The 17,758-nt window shown below is 67.3% G+C and carries 14 protein-coding genes and 5 tRNA genes; 4 read left to right on the top strand and 15 right to left on the bottom strand.

The features are described from left to right. Positions 1–43: 43 nt before the first annotated feature. Positions 44–1,171 carry a branched-chain amino acid aminotransferase gene (locus tag AC1AYX_RS04610; RefSeq protein ID WP_476502390.1) on the bottom strand — a complete coding sequence of 376 codons (1,128 nt, stop codon included), beginning with the start codon at positions 1,169–1,171 and terminating at the stop codon, positions 44–46. A 218-nt stretch (positions 1,172–1,389) separates the two neighbouring features. Then, positions 1,390–2,019 (bottom strand): 50S ribosomal protein L25/general stress protein Ctc, encoded by a 630-nt coding sequence (locus tag AC1AYX_RS04605; protein ID WP_476502389.1) that lies wholly within the window; start codon positions 2,017–2,019, stop codon positions 1,390–1,392. 244 nt (positions 2,020–2,263) lie between these two features. Here AC1AYX_RS04605 and AC1AYX_RS04600 point away from each other — a divergent pair, with 244 nt between their 5' ends. Continuing rightward, entirely contained in the window at positions 2,264–3,262 is a 999-nt protein-coding gene (locus tag AC1AYX_RS04600; protein ID WP_476502388.1) for an alpha/beta hydrolase, read from the top strand. A gap of 196 nt (positions 3,263–3,458) precedes the next feature. Here the strand turns inward: AC1AYX_RS04600 and AC1AYX_RS04595 are convergent, their stop codons facing one another. From AC1AYX_RS04595 to AC1AYX_RS04585, 3 genes are read right to left on the bottom strand one after another with little or no spacing between them, the layout of a single operon-like run. Beyond that, positions 3,459–4,880 (bottom strand): NAD(P)(+) transhydrogenase (Re/Si-specific) subunit beta, encoded by a 1,422-nt coding sequence (locus tag AC1AYX_RS04595; RefSeq protein WP_476502387.1) that lies wholly within the window; start codon positions 4,878–4,880, stop codon positions 3,459–3,461. Next, positions 4,881–5,180 (bottom strand): NAD(P) transhydrogenase subunit alpha part 2, encoded by a 300-nt coding sequence (locus AC1AYX_RS04590; RefSeq protein ID WP_034526141.1) that lies wholly within the window; start codon positions 5,178–5,180, stop codon positions 4,881–4,883. Between the two features lie 18 nt (positions 5,181–5,198). Beyond that, positions 5,199–6,350: an NAD(P) transhydrogenase subunit alpha gene (locus AC1AYX_RS04585; RefSeq protein WP_476502386.1), complete on the bottom strand. Its 1,152-nt coding sequence runs from the start codon at positions 6,348–6,350 to the stop codon at positions 5,199–5,201. A 195-nt stretch (positions 6,351–6,545) separates the two neighbouring features. Here AC1AYX_RS04585 and AC1AYX_RS04580 point away from each other — a divergent pair, with 195 nt between their 5' ends. Then, complete coding sequence (locus tag AC1AYX_RS04580) at positions 6,546–8,588, top strand: AMP-dependent synthetase/ligase (protein WP_476502385.1); 2,043 nt, start codon at positions 6,546–6,548, stop codon at positions 8,586–8,588. A 123-nt stretch (positions 8,589–8,711) separates the two neighbouring features. Here AC1AYX_RS04580 and AC1AYX_RS04575 read toward each other — a convergent pair whose 3' ends face one another. From AC1AYX_RS04575 to AC1AYX_RS04545, 7 genes are all read right to left on the bottom strand, one after another. Continuing rightward, positions 8,712–10,526 (bottom strand): AMP-dependent synthetase/ligase, encoded by a 1,815-nt coding sequence (locus AC1AYX_RS04575; protein ID WP_476502384.1) that lies wholly within the window; start codon positions 10,524–10,526, stop codon positions 8,712–8,714. A gap of 64 nt (positions 10,527–10,590) precedes the next feature. Then, positions 10,591–10,956, bottom strand: a complete 366-nt coding sequence (locus AC1AYX_RS04570; protein WP_476502421.1) for a M23 family metallopeptidase — start codon at positions 10,954–10,956, stop codon at positions 10,591–10,593. 641 nt (positions 10,957–11,597) lie between these two features. After that, positions 11,598–11,673, bottom strand: a tRNA-Gly gene (locus AC1AYX_RS04565). Between the two features lie 31 nt (positions 11,674–11,704). Then, positions 11,705–11,777: transfer RNA gene (locus AC1AYX_RS04560), tRNA-Val, on the bottom strand. Between the two features lie 43 nt (positions 11,778–11,820). Further along, positions 11,821–11,895, bottom strand: a tRNA-Val gene (locus tag AC1AYX_RS04555). A 44-nt stretch (positions 11,896–11,939) separates the two neighbouring features. Beyond that, positions 11,940–12,010: transfer RNA gene (locus AC1AYX_RS04550), tRNA-Cys, on the bottom strand. Between the two features lie 28 nt (positions 12,011–12,038). Then, a tRNA-Gly gene (locus tag AC1AYX_RS04545) sits at positions 12,039–12,111 on the bottom strand. Positions 12,112–12,326: 215 nt separating this feature from the next. Between AC1AYX_RS04545 and AC1AYX_RS04540 the strand changes: the two genes are divergently transcribed. After that, entirely contained in the window at positions 12,327–13,181 is an 855-nt protein-coding gene (locus AC1AYX_RS04540; protein WP_476502383.1) for a PAC2 family protein, read from the top strand. Positions 13,182–13,235: 54 nt separating this feature from the next. On the opposite strand, the gene AC1AYX_RS04535 is transcribed toward AC1AYX_RS04540, so the two are convergent. Further along, positions 13,236–14,027, bottom strand: coding sequence for a fructosamine kinase family protein (locus AC1AYX_RS04535; RefSeq protein WP_476502382.1), 792 nt, complete (start codon positions 14,025–14,027; stop codon positions 13,236–13,238). Positions 14,028–14,218: 191 nt separating this feature from the next. Here AC1AYX_RS04535 and AC1AYX_RS04530 point away from each other — a divergent pair, with 191 nt between their 5' ends. Further along, positions 14,219–15,139 (top strand): undecaprenyl-diphosphate phosphatase, encoded by a 921-nt coding sequence (locus tag AC1AYX_RS04530; RefSeq protein WP_476502381.1) that lies wholly within the window; start codon positions 14,219–14,221, stop codon positions 15,137–15,139. Positions 15,140–15,298: 159 nt separating this feature from the next. Here the strand turns inward: AC1AYX_RS04530 and dnaJ are convergent, their stop codons facing one another. Beyond that, entirely contained in the window at positions 15,299–16,459 is a 1,161-nt protein-coding gene (gene dnaJ, locus AC1AYX_RS04525; RefSeq protein WP_476502380.1) for a molecular chaperone DnaJ, read from the bottom strand. Positions 16,460–16,524: 65 nt separating this feature from the next. Beyond that, positions 16,525–17,742: a heat-inducible transcriptional repressor HrcA gene (gene hrcA / locus AC1AYX_RS04520; protein WP_476502379.1), complete on the bottom strand. Its 1,218-nt coding sequence runs from the start codon at positions 17,740–17,742 to the stop codon at positions 16,525–16,527. Positions 17,743–17,758 lie beyond the last annotated feature (16 nt).

Below are 17,758 nucleotides of genomic sequence, written 5' to 3'. Positions count from 1 at the left end.
CGGGTGCGAATCGCACCGCGGGGGCCGGATTCGGCGAAACGCCTCAGCAGACCTTCCACATCCAGTTGTGCGGATCCTCGATCTCGCCGAGCTGGATGCCGAGCAGTTCGTCGCGCAGCGACTGGGTGAGCTCGCCGACGCCGCCCTCGGCGACGGTCACGTCGAACTTCGGGGACTTGAAGCGGCCGATCGGCGTGATGATGGCGGCGGTGCCGCAGGCGAACACCTCGGTGACCTCGCCGGACTTGATGTCCTCGAGCAGCTGCTCGAGGGCGATCATCGTCTCGACCACGTCGATACCGCGGTCCTGCAGCAGCTGGATGAGGGAGCGGCGGGTCACGCCCGGCAGGATGTTGCCGGTCAGCGACGGGGTCTCCACATGGCCGTCCTTGTGGACGACCATCATGTTCATGCCGCCCAGCTCCTCGAGGTAGGTCTTGGTCGCCGCGTCGACGAAGCAGACCTGCTCGCAGCCGTTCTCGATGCCCGTGTACTCGCCGAGCAGGGAGGCGGCGTAGTTGCCGCCGCACTTGGCGAAGCCGGTGCCGCCGGGGCCGGTGCGGAACCACTTGTCCTCCACCCAGATGCTCACCGGCTTGACGCCGCCCGGGAAGTACGGGCCGGACGGGGAGGCGATCACGCAGTAGTCGACCTCGTGCGGGGCGCGCACGCCGAGGAACGGCTCGGAGGCGAACATGAACGGACGCATGTACAGCGTGTACTCGCGGCGGGACGGGACCCAGTCCACGTCACGCTTGACGAGCGCGGCGACGGAGCCGATGAAGTCGTCGACCGGCAGCTCGGGCAGGTACAGGCGCTTCGCGGAGTTCTGGAAACGCTCGGCGTTCGCGTCCGGGCGGAACAGCCAGGTGGAGCCGTCGGCGTGACGGTAGGCCTTGAGGCCTTCGAAGCACTCCTGCGCGTAGTGCAGCACGGATGCGCCCGGGTCCATCTTGAGCGGCGCGTACGGCTCGATGCGACGGTCGCCCCAGCCCTCGCCCTTGGTCCACGTCATGTGGGCCATGTTGTCGGAGAAGACCTGGCCGAAGGCCGGCTTGTCGATGAGTTCGGCGCGCTTGGCGTCGGAGGCCGGATTCTCGTTCGGCAGTACGGTGAACGGCTCGACCAGCTTGTCGAGCGCCGCCGGATCGTGATGCGTGTTCTCAGTCATGTTCACTTCTTTTTGTTGCATTCGGCCGTGCGATGGCGGCCTTTCGAAGGGGATTGCCGCGCGCTTGTGGCGCCCGGTGCTGTCAGTTACTTTCGCACATCCCGCAACCGCGGATGTGCGCCGGTTCACATTATGAAAAGCAAAAGGGAAGACCCGCGAGACGTGTCGCGGGTCTTCCCGGGGATCATATCGTCAGGCCGGCCTCACGCCGGCGGCGATCACTTGGCGTCGGCGGCCGGGGCGGCAGCGGCGTCGGCGTCGGCGGCCGGGGCGGCGGCCTCCGGAGCGGCGGTGGACTCGGTGGCGTCCTCCGGCACCTCGACGGTCACGACGGACTCCTCGGCGTTCTCGACGTCGAGCTCGACGCCCTCGGGCAGGACGACGTCCTTGGCGAACACCTTGGTGCCGTCGGTCAGGCCCTCGACGTTCACGACGATGCGCTCCGGCAGGTTGGCGACGTCGGCGCGGACCTTGAGCTCCTGGATGTCGACGAACGCGACGGCGGCGCCCTTCGGGGTGCCCTCGACGAACACCGGCACCTCGACGTCGATCTTCTCGCCGGCCTTGACCTCGTAGAAGTCGATGTGCTCAACGATGCGCTTGACGGGGTTGCGCTGCACGTCCTTGACGACGGCCATGGCCTTCTCGTCGCCGAAGTTCAGCTCGAACAGGGCGTTGGTGTGGCGCAGGGAGAGGGTGGTCTCCTTCATCGGCAGGGTGAGGAACTTCGGATCGGCGCCACCGGCGTAGATGGTGGCGGGGATGAGCTTGGCGACGCGCATGCGGCGGGCAGCGCCCTTGCCGAACTCGTTGCGGACTTCGCCGTTGAGGACGATCTTGGTAGCCATATCTGGCCTCCTTGGGTTGTAATGGACGTATGTGTCACTTGTCGTTCTGTCTTTTGACGCCACGACGCGCCGCAGAACGCCCCCTAGGAGGTTCATCACGCCGAGTCGATAACGGAAGAAGCGGACTCCGATGGAATCCTCGTCTTCCCTCGCCAAAGCAACAGCAACCAAGTATACGGGAACCGAGGACAACCTCGCGGCTACAATCAAGGGAGGAAACGTTTTTTCAGGGAATCGAGTTGCGATGAGGCGAGTCACCAGGAACATGCTGATCGGGGCGGGCGCGGGTGTGGGCACCGTGGCCGCCGGATTGCTCACGACGGCCGAGCTGATGTTCCATCTGTCGCTGGACCGGGAATGCTCGCACTGGATGGAGCGTCTGATGAGCAACGGCGCGGCGTCGGACTATCTGGAGACGCCTCATCGGGACGCCGACGAGGAGACGGAGGCCGCGCACTGGTTCGAGACGGCGAAGCAGCCCGTCTCGATGCGTTCCGAGGACGGTCTGAAGCTCCACGGCTGGCTGTTCGACCCGGACCGCGCCTCCCCCGCCCGGCATCTGTATGCGGTCTGCATGCACGGCTACGCCGGCAGACCCTCGGAAATGGCGAAGTACGCGCACCGGTTCGCCCGCATGGGATTCACCGTGCTCGTCCCGGCGCAGCGCGGCTACGAGCTGAGCGAGGGACGCTACATCGGCATGGGATGGCTGGAGCGCCGCGATCTTCTGGGTTGGATCACCCTCATCACCGCGAGCGACCCCGAGGCCCGCGTCCTGCTGCACGGCGTCTCGATGGGCGCCGCCACGGTGATGATGACGACCGGCGAACTGGAGCTGCCCCGCAACGTCGTCGCCGCGATCGAGGACTGCGGATACACGTCGGTGCGCGACCAGTTCCTGTTCAACGCGAAGCACATGTACCATCTGCCCCATCGTTGGATGGGCGTGCCGATCGTCGACCTCATGTCCGCAATCTCGCGCCGGGTCGCCGGGTACGGCTTCCGCGAGGCGTCCTGCGTGCGCTCGCTGCGCCATACGATCATTCCGATGATGTTCATCCACGGCGAGGCGGACGCGTTCGTCGACCCCGCGTTCCTCGACCGCAACATCGCCGCATGCGCGGGGCCGGACCGCGAACGTCTGCTGGTGCCGGGCGCCGGTCATGCCCTCGCCGCGAGCACGGATCCGGAGCTCTATTGGAGCCGCGTCGCCGCGTTCGTGACGCGCGTGTTCGCCCTGTGACGGTTCGTCCCGTGGCCGGCATCGCCTCCGGAACGACCTGGAAACGACGGGAGCCCCTCCGAGGAGGGGCTCCCGTGCGGTTGAAGCCGGTACGCCGGCACAACGAATCGTTCGCATAATGCGTGCGGCCTCTAGGCGCACCGAAGGAAGCGGTACGAAGGTACCGCGACCAAGGAGCGACGACGAGGACGCTCCATTACGCCAGCAATTCCTTGACGGCGGCGATGACGGCCTGCAGGCTCTTCTTCGCGTCGCCGAACAGCATCTGCGTGTTGTCCTCGAAGTAGAGCTCGTTCTGGATGCCGGCGTAGCCGGTGCCGCGGCCGCGCTTCATGACGACCACGTTCTGCGCCTTGTCGACGTCGAGGATCGGCATGCCGGAGACCGGAGTGCCCGGACGGCGGGCGGCCGGGTTGGTGACGTCGTTGGCGCCGACGACGAGGGCGACGTTGGCGGACGGGAACTGCGGGTTGATCTCCTCCAGGTCGACGAGCTCCTCGTAGGGCACGTTGGCCTCGGCGAGCAGCACGTTCATGTGGCCGGGCATGCGGCCGGCGACCGGGTGGATCGCGTAGGAGACCTCGACGCCGTGGTTCTTGAGCAGCTCGCCGAGGTCGGCGAGCTCGCGCTGGGCCTGCGCCTGGGCGAGGCCGAAGCCGGGCACGAAGATGACCTTGTCGGCGTAGACGAGCTGGACGGCAAGATCGTCCGGCGAGGTCTCCTTCATCGTGCCCTCCGGGCCGTCGCCTGCGGCCGCGGCGTCGGAGCCGCCGAAGCCGCCGGCGAGGACGGACAGCAGCGGACGGTTCATGGCCTGGGCCATGAGGATGGACAGGGTCACGCCGGCGGAGCCGACGAGCGCGCCGGCCACGATGAGGGCGACGTTGTCGATGGCGAGGCCGGACATGGCGACGGCGGTGCCGGTGCACGCGTTCAGCACGGAGATGACGACGGGCATGTCGGCGCCACCGATCGGGATGACGAACACGAGACCGTAGCCGAGGGCGAACAGCGTCGTGAGGATCGACCACAGGAGGCGCTGGCCGGGCTGGACGCACAGCATGACGAAGCTGGCGACCGTGAGGACGATGAACGCGATGTTCCACACGCCCTTGCCGGGCAGGGTGAGCTTCTTCACCCACTTGACGCCCTGCAGCTTGCCGGCGGCGATGAGCGAGCCGGTGAACGTGACGGAGCCGATGAGGATGCCGAGGCCGGCGGTGATGAGCACGACGAGGTCCGGCACGCCCTCCTTGGTGAGGATGTCGTTGAGGGCGACGAGCGCGGCCGCGCCGCCGCCGACCGTGTTGAACACGGAGACGAGCTGCGGCATGTCGGTCATCTTGACCTTCTTGGCGGAGACGACGCCGGCGACCGCGCCGATCAGGATGCCGACGACGAGCACGACGACGGCGACCGTGTTGACGAAGCCCTTGGCGAACAGCACGATGAACGCCATGAGCACGGCGACGACCATGCCGAACGCGGAGATCTGGTTGCCCTTGCGGGCGGTCTTCGGCGAGTTCATGAAGTGCAGGCCGACGACGAACATGACGGCGGAGAACAGGTAGACGAACCAGGCGACGATGTCGATGGTTCCGACGGTTGCGGAGGCCATTTACTTATCCTCCCCCTTCTTCTTGTTGGACTTGAACATCTCGAGCATGCGGTCGGTGACGACGTAGCCGCCGACCACGTTCATCGTGCCGAGCACGGCGGCGAGGAAGATGAACACGTAGGCGAGCGGCGAGTTCGCCTCGGCGGCGACGATGACGACGCCGACGATGACGATGCCGTGGATGGAGTTCGCGCCGGACATAAGCGGGGTGTGCAGGGTGGCGGGCACCTTGCCGATCACCTCGATGCCGATGAGCAGCGCCAGCACGAACAGTGTGATGGAGACGACGAGCGTGGGCATTTGCGTTCCTTCCCTTCCTTACTTCTCTTCGGCCGCGGTCCCGGCGGCCTCGACGCGGCCGGCGACGACGAGCGCGGCGTCCAGCTCCTCGGACGGATCCTGGGACAGTTTGCCGTCACGCACGAAGTGGGCGAGCACGTCGGCCACGTTGCGCGCGAGCAGGTCGGACGCGGTGGTGGCGACGCCGGAGGCGAGGTACGGCGCGCCGATGATGGTGACGCCGCCTTCGGTGGTCCGCGTGCCGATGGCGGATCCCTCGACGTTGCCGCCGAGCTCGGACGCGGCGCAGTCGACGATCACGGCGCCGCGCTTCAGGCCGTCTACGCCGGCCTTGGTAAGCAGCACCGGAGGCCTGCGGCCCGGGACCTTCGCGGTGGTGATGACGATGTCGAAGCCGGCGGCCTTCGCGTCGACGGCGGCCTGCTGCTCCTTCTGTTCCTCGGGTGTCAGGGCGCGCGCGTAGCCGCCCTCGCCCTGGCCCTTCGAGAAGTCGAGGCCGAGGTCGAGGAACTTCGCGCCGAGCGATTCGACCTCGCCCTTGGAGGCGGGGCGCACGTCGTACGCGGTGACGACGGCGCCGAGACGGCGCAGCGTGCCGATGGCCTGGAGCCCCGCGATGCCGGCGCCGAGCACGAGCGCCTTCGCCGGACGGATCGTGCCGGCGGCGGTGGTCATCATCGGCAGGAACGAACCGTAGGCGTCGGCGGCGAGGATGGCCGCCTTGTAGCCCATCACCGAGTTCTGCGAGGTCATCTCGTCCATCGACTGCGCGCTGGACAGCTGGCGCGGCAGGCGTTCGATGGCGACGCCCACGATTCCGGCCTCATCGAGCGCGGCGACGTAATCGGCGTCGGTGAACGAGCCGAGCATGCCGATTACCCATTGGCCGGCCCTGAGCTCGGCGACGGTCCCGGCGGACGGACGGTCGACGAAGCCGAGCGCGTCGGCCTTGGCAATCACCTCGTCGCGCGGGGCGACCGTGGCGCCCGCCTTCGCATAGTCCTCGTCCGTGTAGTGAGCCGCGGCGCCGGCGCCGCGTTCGATCAGGCAGGAGATTCCGCTCCGCCCGAGCCTGGTGACGATGTCCGGGGTAAGCGCGACGCGGGATTCCGTATCCGACGTCTCGTCCAGCACACCGAAAGCCACCGTGGCTTCCTTGATTTCAGCCATGAGAGCCCTTTCTGACATTGGCCGTATCGTGTCGTACGTCGCCCAAGTGTAGCCGAAGACCGGCGGCGCGCCGGGAGAAACGTCCACGGACGCCTGCGTTTCCTACGCCACCGTAAGGTGACGTGTCGCGTTCCGGGCGCTAAACTGGCTGTTCTGAGACAGGACCAGACAAGGAATTGGGTCAAGGAGCAGCACGTGTCCGTTTTTTCCACGTTGAAGCAGCAAACCACGAACATCACGCGCAAGGCGTTGCGTCTCGGCACCGACTTCGTGCATCCGGTCGGCGACGACGCCGGCAACGAACCCGACTACGCCGGCGAGGACATCGCCCGCGAGGAGTCCATCGAGCTGCCCCACACCGACGTGTGGGGGCCGGACCGTCCGACGGTCACCGAGATCGACCCGGCTTCGGGGCTGCTGACCACCACCACGCAGGGCAATCCCCCGCTGGACATGGGCATGTCGATCTACGACATCTACGCCGACCGCGCCGAGCGCATGGGCGACGAACCGCTGTACACGTACAAGGAGGACGGCGAGTGGGTCACGAAGACCGCGAACGAGTTCCTCGCCGAGGTCCGCGAGATCGCCAAGGGACTGCTGCACTATGGTCTGAAGAAGGGCGACGGCGTGGCGTTCATGTGCCGCACCTCCTATGAATGGGATCTGACCGATGCGGCCGTCATGGCCTGCGGCGGCGTGCTGGCCACCATCTACGACACGGATTCCGCCGAGCAGATCCGCAACATCGTCAACAACTCCGACGCCCGTCTGCTCATCGTGCAGGACACCGCCATGCGCGACAAGGCCGACGGCGCCGTCGAGGAATGCCCGTCGTTGGAGCACATCGTGTGCATCGAGACCGGCGGTCTGGACGAGATCAAGGCGTACGGCAAGTCCGTGTCCGACGAGGAGCTGGACGAGCGCATCGACTCGGTGCAGAAGACCGACCTGTGCTCGATCGTCTACACGTCCGGGTCCACCGCCGCGCCGAAGGGCGTCGAGATGACGCACGAGCACTACTGCCAGACGGCGCTGAACCTGCCCGACTACATGCCGGACCTGCTGCATGACAAGAAGAACACGATCCTGCTGTTCCTGCCGCAGGCGCATTCGTTCGCGCGCGCCATCAACTACATCGTCGTCGCCTCGAACGTCCACATCTACATCGCGACCGGCATCAGGACGCTGATCTCCGACCTGCAGGTCGCCAAGCCGTCCATCATGATCGTCGTGCCCCGCGTGCTGGAGAAGGTGTACAACGCCGCCTCCCAGAAGGCCGGTCACGGCGCGAAGGGCATGGTGTTCGCCTCCGCGGTCGTCGCCGCGCAGGACTACATGAAGGAGGTCTCCGAGAAGGGCCATGCGGGCGCGCTGACGCGCACCAAGCGCGCCGCGTTCGACCCGGTGGTCTACAAGTCGCTGCGCGAGGTGCTGGGCGGCCGCGCCAAGTGGATCGTCGCCGGCGGCGCCCCGCTCGACCCGGAGCTGATGGCGTTCTTCCGCGGCGCCGGCGTGCCCGTGTACGAGGGATACGGTCTGACCGAGACGACCGCGCCGTGCGCGTTCAACGTGCTGGGCGTCCCGTTCCACGCCGGCTCGGTCGGCATCGCGTTCCCCGGCTTCTCGCTGCGCATCGCCGAGGACGGCGAGATCCAGGTCAAGGGCCGCGCCGTGTTCCCCCGCTACCACAAGAACGAGGAGGCCACCGAGACCTCCTTCACCGAGGACGGCTGGTATGCGACCGGCGATCTGGGCCGCATCGACAACGACGGATTCCTCTACATCACCGGCCGCAAGAAGGACCTCATCATTACGGCCGGCGGCAAGAACGTGGCGCCCGGCCCGATCGAGGAGGTCATCCAGCGTTGCGAGATCGTCTCGCAGGCCCTGGTGCTCGGCGACAAGCGCCCGTTCATCTCCGCGCTCATCACGCTGGACGAGGAGTCGCTGCGCCCGTGGCTGGCGTCGAAGGGTCTGGACGAGAACATGTCCATGGAGGAGGCCGCGGGCAACGCCGCCGTGCGCGCCGAGGTGCAGAAGTGGGTCGATCAGGCCAACGAGGGCGTCTCCCGCGCCGAGTCGGTGCGCAAGTTCATCATCCTGCCCGAGGAGTTCACGCAGGAGAACGGCCTGATGACCGCGTCGATGAAGGTCATCCGTCCGAAGGTCATCAAGCGCTACGCGACGCTGCTCGCCACGCAGATGTACACGAAGAGGACCGCGCCGCGCCAGTGAGGCGCGTCTCCCCGTCCGCGTGCAGGGAGCATGCAGGGAGATATATGGAGGGGCCCGTGACGGAACCGAATCGCAGGTTCTGTCACGGGCCCCTCCGTATGCGGCGGCCTTACGACGCGGCCGTCACTTCTTGCCCGCGTAGATCACGTTGTCGATGAGGTCGCGGTACCGCTTGGTGATGGCCTCGCGGCGCGCCTTCATCGACGCGGTGACGAGCCCGTTCTCCTCGGTGAAGTCGTCGGGGACGATCTCGAACTTGCGGATGGATTCGGCGCGGGAGACGAGCTCGTCGGCCTGGTTGACGGCGCGCTCCACCTCGGCGCGCACGATCGGGTTGCGCGCAGCCTCGGCCAGGTCGGCGCACGGCTTCGCGCCCTGCGCCTGGAGCCACGTGTTCGTCTCCGCCAGGTCGAGCGCGACGATGGCGGCGACGAACGGCTTGCGGTCGCCTACGACGACGCACTGGTTGACGACCGGCGAGGTCATCACCGACGCCTCCAGTTCGCCCGGCGAAACGTTCTTGCCGCCCGCCGTGATGATGAGGTCCTTCTTGCGGCCGGTCACGGTCACGAAGCCGTCCTCGTCGAGCGAGCCGAGGTCGCCGGTGTGCAGCCAGCCGTCGCGGATCTGCTCCTTGGAGGTCTCGGGGTGGTTGTGGTAGCCGACGCATACGGCGGGGCTCTTGATGCACAGTTCGCCGTCGTCGGCGATGCCGACCGCCGTGCCCTGCATGGGCAGGCCGATCGTGCCGATCCGGTATCCGGCGGTCGGATTCACGGTGGCGGGCGCGCATGTCTCCGTCATGCCGTAACCCTCGAGCAGCGGCAGGCCGATGCCGTTGAAGAAGTGGGCGATGGACCTGTCGAGCGGGGCGCCTCCCGAGACCGCGTATTCGACATGCCCGCCGAACACGTCGAGGATCGACCGGTAGACGAGCCTCGCGTAGAACGCATGCCTGAGGTTCAGCGCGAACGGGATCGGTCCGCCGGACTGCTGCGCCTCCGACCAGGCGCGCGCCGTGGCGGCCGCGCCCGCGAAGACGCGTCCCTTGAGACCGGCGCCGGCCTTCTGCGAGGCCGCATTGTAGATCTTCTCGAAGATGCGGGGCACGGCGAGGATGAACGTCGGCTTGAACGCGGCGAAGTCGGCGAGAATCGTCCTCAGGTTCCCGGACAGGCCGAGCGTGACGTTGCCGGCGAAGCAGAAGAACTGCATGTAGCGTGCGAACACGTGCGCGAGCGGCAGGAACAGCCATAGCCGCGCGTATTCGGGCATGGCGATGGCCGGCATCGACCTCACGCCCGAATAGGTGATGAAGATGAAGTTGCCGTGGCTCAGCTCGACGCCCTTCGGCGTACCCGTGGAGCCGGACGTGTAGACGATGGTGGCGAGGTCGTCGCCGCGGACGGCCTGTTCGCGTTCGCGGAACTCCGCGTCGGTGACGCCCTTGCCGTACTCCTCGAGCGTGTCGAGCGCACCGAAGTCGATGACGTACACGTCGCCGAGGTCCGGGCACCGGGAGCGCACGGACTCGACCTTGTCGCGCTGCATGTCGTTCTCGGCGAACGCCATGCGCACGTTGGAATCGTTGAAGATCATGCTCACCTGCGCCGGCGAGTTCGTCTCGTAGACGGGTACGGTGAGCGCGCCGATCGACATGATGGCCATGTCGAGCGCCGTCCACTCCCAACGGGTCTTCGAGATCACGGACACCGCGTCGCCGGGCATGACGCCGCGCGCGATGAGGCCTTTGGCGAGCGCGATGACCTTGTCGCGGAATTCGACGGCGGTGAACGACCTCCACTCCCCCGTGCCGGGTTCCTTGTATTCGATGAGGGACCGGTCCGGGGTACGCGCGGCGCGCTCCTCCAGTATCGAGAACAGGTTCCTGTCGGTGTCGATCGGCTGTTCCAGCGGCCGCAAGTATTCCGTGATCATCGTCTCCGTGACCTCCTTGGCTGTGTCGTCACCGATTGTACCGTGCGTCCGTACGGTGCGACGGTCATTCCACCGGTTTGAGCGCGATGCGCCTGGGCCCAGCCAGCGTCTCGGGATCGAGGTAGTCCTCGCCGCGTCTGACGCCCCAGTGCAGGCAGGCCCCGTCGCAATGGTCCGAGCGCGCGCCCACCTCGCCGAACGGCTCGTCGCGGATGGTCCGCGCCCCGACGGGCAGGTCCGTGACGGCCGGTTCGAAGGTGAGCGTCAGTCCGTCGTGCCGGACGCTCACCACCTGTTTGCCCGCCACTGTTCCGGCGAACGAGACGACGCCGTCGGCGGGCGCAAGCAGTTCGTCGTGTTCCGCGGCCGCGAGGTCGATGCCGCGATGGCCGGGCAGCCATGTCCGATCGGGGGCGTCGAACGCCTTCAAACGCTCGACGCGGCGCAATGGCCATGACAGCGTCCGGCGGCATTTCCCGTCCGCATCGGCTCCGATCCCCTGCGCCAGCGCGATGTTCCGGTTCCGGACGGTTCCGGACGGTTCCGCCATCGTGGATACGGTCTCCATGCCGGTCGCGCACCATGCCGTCATGACGCCGGTCCCGGATATGGTCCGGTCCGTCGGACGCCCGGCCGCGGCGGCGTCCCGGCGGACCGCGTCGGCGGCGGGCAGGAGCGTCACGATGGCGATGGCGGCCACCGCGATGAGCCGCATCCGGATCTCCCGGCGGCGTTCGGCGAGGCGTCGTCGTCTCCTGGCCATCACCGCGCGTCTGCGCCGTACGGCGCGTCGTGCTCCGTCATCCTGTCGCCATCGCCCGTCCATGTCGGCTCCTCATCATCGGCATCGTCATCCGGCCGATGCCGGATATCCGTCATCACCAACGATGACGCGGCGGACGGGTCCGGGTCCAGCCGTACGGGGAATGTGGATAGAGCCCCCGGAAATCTTCACAATCGCCCGCGGACCGTGGGTGCCGGATACGGGCGGCCGGGGAGGAGATGCAGGAGATGTCCGGAATACGCATGCCCGGAATACGAAAGAACCCCGCACGATGGCGAGGTCCGGGATGGAGCGGACAACGGGACTCGAACCCGCGGTCTCAACCTTGGCAAGGTTGCGCTTTACCAACTAAGCTATGTCCGCATAGAATCCCGCCGTGAGAAGCGGGATTCAGTGGGCGATGTAGGAATCGAACCTACGACCCCTTCGGTGTGAACGAAGTGCGCTAGCCGCTGCGCCAATCGCCCGAATCGCTTCGGTATTCAGTTATCAGGCCGAATCGCTTCGGCATGGTGGGCGATACAAGATTCGAACTTGTGACCCCTTCCGTGTCAGGGAAGTGCGCTACCTCTGCGCCAACCGCCCGGGCCTGCATCCAGCAGTCGACCGAATCGCTTCGGTTCGCTGAGAGGTGGGTACGAGAGTCGAACTCGTCTATACGGCTTTGCAGGCCGCTGCCTAACCGCTTGGCTAACCCACCGTAAGGTCGTCAACTCATCGGACCTTAGAGCGGACAACGGGACTCGAACCCGCGGTCTCAACCTTGGCAAGGTTGCGCTTTACCAACTAAGCTATGTCCGCATTTGGCCTTGGGGATTTCTCCCCGCCGAAGCACGAGTCACTACTATATCCATCCGCGGGCGAATTGCAAACACGGCGTGTCGCGGTTGCGCCGCACCCGCCTCCGGTTCGGCGTCGAGCACCGGAGAACGGCGGGATTCCGCCCCTGCACGCCCATGGCGAACAGCGGGCGAATACGCGTTCGGGCGGCATCGGCCACCGCTATTGTGGAAGGCATGAGCGAGGAACGGGATCCGCGGCAGAGCGTCATGCTCGCCGCCTTCGAAGGGTGGAACGACGCATGCCAGGCGGCGACCAACGTCATCCGGCATCTGCTGGGCCGCTACGAGGCGCGCGAGATACGCCACATCAGCTGCGACGGCTATTACGACTACCAGGTGTCCAGACCGATGCTGTGCCGGGTCACCGGACGGCCACGCATCATCTGGCCCCAGACCACGTTCTACGAGATCGCGCTCTCCCCCGACCGCCGCATCTACGCCCAGATCGCGCCGGAACCGAACTACCGTTGGCGCGAGTACTGCCGGCAGAGCCTGCATATCGCCGACGAGTTCGACGTCGACCGCATCGTCACGCTCGGCTCGATGTACGCCGACTGCCCCCACACCCGCCCCCTTCCGATCGACGTCTCCCACGACCTCGACGGATGCGGCAGCAGCTGCGACTGCGGTGCGAACGACGGCGAGGGCGGGTACAGCGGCCCCGTCGGCATCCCCACCGTATTGGACGACATGGCCCGGGAGCAGTCGTTCGACACCACGTCGATGTGGGTGTCCGTCCCCCAGTACACCGGCAACGACGATTGCGCGCCCGCCACGCTCGCCCTGCTGCGCCGCCTCGGCGAGGAGCTCGGCTGCGACCTCGACGAGGGCGATCTGCCGTCGCGGGCGGACGAGTGGAAGGCGAAGGCCTCGATGCTGCTCAGATGCAGCGACCAGCTGGCCGACTACGTGCACCATCTCGAACGGCAATGGGACCGTGCGGAGGCGGCGCGCGCGGCCGCCTCCGAGAACCCCGGTCAGGCGGAACGGCTCGTGAGGGAGACGGAGGATTTCCTCAGGAACCTGTGACCGGCGGCGTCCGACCGACAGGAACGCCGCCGTCCGACCCGCGTTCAGCCGCGTTCACCCCAGCAGGGAACGGCACATGGAGCGGTATTCGCCCACGTAGCCGCCGCCGAAAAACACGCAGTGGCCGGTGATCGGGTACAGACGCCACAGGGTCATACGCTCCTGCCAGCCGGCCTTGAGCGGATGGACGCCCTGATAGCCGTCGAGGATGTCACGCAGATAGGTCATGCCGAACAGTCCGAGCATGGCGAGGTCCTCCTCGCGGTGGCCGCCGTGCGCCGCCGGGTCGATGAGCACCGCCTCGCTGTAGCCGCGGTCGGCGGTCCACATCACGTTGCCGCTCCACAGGTCGCCGTGCACACGCGCCGGCTTGTCCGAGGCGGCGCGGCCGAGCAGGTCGGGCATCGCGTCGATGACCTGTTCGGTGAGCGCCATATCCGATTCGTCGAGTTCGCCGCGGCGGATGCCGAGCTCCACCATCGGGCGGAGACGGCCTTCCGCATAGTAGGAGACCGGATCGTCCCATTCGCCGGTGTCCATCGGCACCGGGTCCTGCAGCGGGCCGAAATAGCAGGTGCCGTCGTACCCGGCCGGCGCGGAGCCGAAATGCGGGGCGCCCGCGTCATGCATGCGCGCGAGCGCCGCGCCGAAGTCATGCGCCGCCTTGACGGTGGGCATCGCGGAATGGACCTTCTCGATGTCGAGATGGTCGTCGCCCCAGCCGATCACCTGCACGACGCGGGGCCCTCCCTGCGGCATCGCCTCGCCGAGCCATTCGAGGCCCCTCCCCTCGCATTCGAAGAACCCCTTCGGGGCGTATCCCCTGCTCTTGCGGTACGTATCCATGAATTCGCTCCTTCGTTGACGGACCCCTCGCGGCCCTAGTCCTCGCCCAATTGTGGCCTCATTGTGTGCATTGTGCAAGACATCATCCGCGATGCGCCATGCATGAGTGCGGTCTTAGACCCCTATGAGTACAGTGGTCTTCGCAATTGACGAACATCGCAATACCCGAGTTCTAGAGGTTAGAGGGGTTTATGAATTTCTTCCAAGCGATTTTCCTCGGTCTCGTCCAGGCGCTGACCGAATACCTGCCGGTGTCCTCCAGCGCGCATATCCGCATCATCGGCGACCTGATGATCGGCTCCGATCCGGGCGCCGCGTTCACGGCCATCATCCAGCTGGGCACCGAGCTCGCCGTGATCCTGTACTACCGCAAGGACATCATCCGCATCCTCGGCGCGTGGTTCGGCTCGCTGTTCGGCCGTGAGGGCAAGGACTGGAAGTCCCGTCTGGGCGCGAAGAACCCGGACACGCAGATGGGCTGGTTCATCATCATCGGCACGATGCCGATCCTCATCGCGGGCCTGCTGTTCAAGAACATGATCGAGACGACGCTGCGCAACCTGTGGATCACCGTCACCGTGCTCGCCGTGTTCGGCGTGCTGCTGTGGATCTTCGACAGCCGCGCCAAGCAGGTCAAGACGATGAACCAGATGACCGCCAAGGATGCGCTGATCTTCGGCGTCGGCCAGATGCTGGCGCTCATCCCGGGCGTCTCCCGCTCCGGCGGCACCATCACGTTCGGCCGCGCCATGGGCTACACCCGCGAGGCCGCCGTGCGCGTGAGCTTCCTCATGGCGATCCCCGCCGTGTTCGGCGCGGGCATCCTGGAGGCCGTCTCCGCGGTGAAGGACGTCAGCGCCTGCGAGGCCACGAAGGCCGCGGACGCCTGCGCCGCGATCGGCGGCGCCGCCTGGCCGGGCTGGGGCCCGACCATCGCGGCCACGATCGTCGCGTTCTTCGTCGGCTACATCGTGATCATCGGCTTCCTGAAGTTCGTGAGCACCTTCTCCTACAAGGCGTTCGCCATCTACCGCATCGGCTTGGCCGTGGTGGTGGCCATCCTGCTCATCGCCGGCGTCCTGCCGGCCATCGACCCGTCCGTGGCCGGCTGACCTCGCCTCCGCCGGTTCACGCGGCGGATGGCATGGCATTGACGAAGGCCCCGTTGCGTGGTTCATGGGAATGAACCACGCAACGGGGCCTTCGTCGTAGGGCACGGCCGGGACGGACTACCGGCGGCGGAACAGCCGCCGTAGCCGTCGAAGCGCTCTTCAGCCCAACGCGTCCTTCAATTTGCTGAAGAAGCCCTTCCTGCCGGACTGGCCGCCGGTGGAGGGCCGGGAGCTCTGCGCCACGTGGGTGGCGTCGCCGTCGTGCGAGGAGGCGAACCGCTCGATGAGGGAGCGCTCCTCGTCGTTGAGCTTGGTGGGAATCTCGACGGCGATATGCGCGATGAGATCGCCGCGCTCCCCCTGCTCGCGCATGCGGGTCACGCCGAGGCCCTTCAGCGTGACGGTGTCCTCGGGCTGGCAGCCAGCCGGGACGGTCACGGTCTGCTCGCCGTCGAACGTGTCGATGGTGAGCTCATGGCCGAGCACGGCCCAGCTCATCGGCACGCGCACCCAGCAGTGCAGGTCGTCGCCGTCGCGGGTGAACTGCTTGTTCGAACGGATGCGGATGTCCACATACAGGTCGCCGGCCGGGCCGCCGCCCTCGCCGACCTCGCCCTGTCCGGCGAGACGGATGCGCGAATCGTCGCCGATGCCGGCGGGCACCTTGACGCCCACGTTGCGGGTGACACGGACACGGCCGTGGCCCATGCACGAGGAGCACGGCTTGGAGATCACGTCGCCGTGGCCCTCGCAGCGCTCGCACGGCGCGGAGGTCATCATCTGGCCGAGCATCGTGCGCACGACCTTCTGGCGGTGGCCGCTGCCGTGGCAATCGGGGCAGGGGACCGGCTTCGAGCCGTCGGCGGACCCGGAGCCCGAACAGTCGGGGCACAGGCCGAACGTGGTGATGCGCACCTGCTCGGTGCCGCCGAACACGGCGGTCTTCAGGTCGATGGTCATGCTGGCGAGCGCGTCGCGGCCGGGCTGGGTGCGCGGGGTGGGCCCCTGCGAGCCGCCGCCGAACGCGCCGCCGAAGAACGTGCTGAACACGTCGCCCATGTCCCCCATGCCGCCGAAGCCGCCGGCGCCGAACCCCGCGGAGGAGTTCGGGTCGTTCGGATCGACGCCGGAGTCGTACATGCGGCGCTTGTCGGGGTCGCTCAGCACCTCGTAGGCGTTGTTGACCTCCTTGAACTTGTCCTCGAATTCGGGGCCGGCGATGTCGGGATGGTATTTGCGGCTCATCCGGCGGTACGCCTTCTTGATCTCGTCGTCGCTCGCGCCGCGCTCGACGCCCAGCACCTCGTAGTAGTCTGCCACGGTTCGTTCGTTCCTTTATGCCTGTATCTTGTGTTGCTAGCGGGTTATTGTGCCATAAGGAGGGGTCAGCGCGACCGGTCGCCGGCGGCCGGCGGAGCCCCCTGTCCGGCGTCCGGAGGCGGATCGGGACGCGAGGGTTCGCCGTTGGCGAGGAACGCGGTCAGGTACCTCGCGACGGCCCGCACGGCGGCGATGGTGTTCGCGTAGTCCATGTGGGTGGGGCCGATGGATCCGACGAAGGCGACCGGCTCGCCGCCGGGTCCGTGGACGGCGGCCGTCGGGCGCGGGACGCCGCCGTCCTCCGTCGTCCGCATCCCGCCGTCGCCGTCGGGGCCGGCCGCGTCCGTCGACGCGTCGTCGCCCGTCTCGGTCCTGCCGTAGCCGCTGGTGACGACGGCGGCGTGGAGCAGGCCCGGCGTGTGTGTTTCGGATCCGATGGCCACGCCGACGCCGTCGCCGCGCGACGTCTCCTCGCTCAACGCGCTCATCAGCCGCATCAGCACGACCTGTTCCTCCAAAGCGTCGAACAGGGGCGCGAGATCGGCCATGGTGCGCTGCTGGTGGGCGAGGCTGGATGCGCCGGACATGTACAGTTCGCTGCCGCGCTCGTCGTCGTGCATGACCGCGAACGCCTGCGCGAGCTGGCCGGCGAGCGCGGCGACGGTGTGAAAGCGTCGGTCGGCGCCGAGCGCGCGGATCCGCTGCGCCGCCTGCGCGAGCGACATCCCGCCGCATTCGGCGTTGACGGTGTCGGTGAACAGCCCGAGCAGTTCGGACGACGGCATGTCGGGCACGGCTATCGTGTGCTGCGCGACACGCCCGGTGTCGGTGATGACGACGGCGAGCAACGTAGCGGTCGCGACGGGCACCAGCTCCACGTGGCGCAGCGTGGAGCGCGCGAGCGACGGCGAGGCGACGACGGCCACCTGACCGGTGATGCGCGCGAGCAGCCGCGCGGCGCGCTGCAGTGTGTCCTGCAGGCTCGCCGAACCGGACAGGAAGCTGTCGATGCCGCGGCGCTGCGCGCCGGACAGTGGCACGACGGTGGCGAGACGGTCCACGAAATAGCGGTAGCCCTTCTCCGTGGGCACGCGCCCGGCCGACGTATGCGGCTGGATGAGGTAGCCCTCCTCCTCGAGCGCGGCCATATCGTTGCGCACGGTGGCGGAGCTGACCCCCAGATCGTGCTGTCTGGTGAGCGAGGCCGAACCGACCGGCTCCTGGGAGCGGATATAGTCCTCGACGACGGCGCGCAGGACCACCATGCGTCTCGTCTGCGGCATGCACGCCTCCTTCGTT

The sequence above is a fragment of the Bifidobacterium sp. LH_419 genome, assembly GCF_056356955.1.
Note: the sequence above shows the minus strand (reverse complement) of the source record. Positions and strands in the feature narration are given on the sequence as shown.

Coding starts and splice junctions, on each gene's coding strand:
- hrcA (WP_476502379.1), bottom strand. CDS start 17,742: ATGCCGCAGACGAGACGCATGGTGGTCCTGCGCGCCGTCGTCGAGGAC.
- AC1AYX_RS04540 (WP_476502383.1), top strand. CDS start 12,327: ATGAGCGAGGAACGGGATCCGCGGCAGAGCGTCATGCTCGCCGCCTTC.
- AC1AYX_RS04610 (WP_476502390.1), bottom strand. CDS start 1,171: ATGACTGAGAACACGCATCACGATCCGGCGGCGCTCGACAAGCTGGTC.
- AC1AYX_RS04590 (WP_034526141.1), bottom strand. CDS start 5,180: ATGCCCACGCTCGTCGTCTCCATCACACTGTTCGTGCTGGCGCTGCTC.
- AC1AYX_RS04605 (WP_476502389.1), bottom strand. CDS start 2,019: ATGGCTACCAAGATCGTCCTCAACGGCGAAGTCCGCAACGAGTTCGGC.
- AC1AYX_RS04600 (WP_476502388.1), top strand. CDS start 2,264: ATGAGGCGAGTCACCAGGAACATGCTGATCGGGGCGGGCGCGGGTGTG.
- AC1AYX_RS04595 (WP_476502387.1), bottom strand. CDS start 4,880: ATGGCCTCCGCAACCGTCGGAACCATCGACATCGTCGCCTGGTTCGTC.
- AC1AYX_RS04535 (WP_476502382.1), bottom strand. CDS start 14,027: ATGGATACGTACCGCAAGAGCAGGGGATACGCCCCGAAGGGGTTCTTC.
- AC1AYX_RS04575 (WP_476502384.1), bottom strand. CDS start 10,526: ATGATCACGGAATACTTGCGGCCGCTGGAACAGCCGATCGACACCGAC.
- AC1AYX_RS04585 (WP_476502386.1), bottom strand. CDS start 6,350: ATGGCTGAAATCAAGGAAGCCACGGTGGCTTTCGGTGTGCTGGACGAG.
- AC1AYX_RS04530 (WP_476502381.1), top strand. CDS start 14,219: ATGAATTTCTTCCAAGCGATTTTCCTCGGTCTCGTCCAGGCGCTGACC.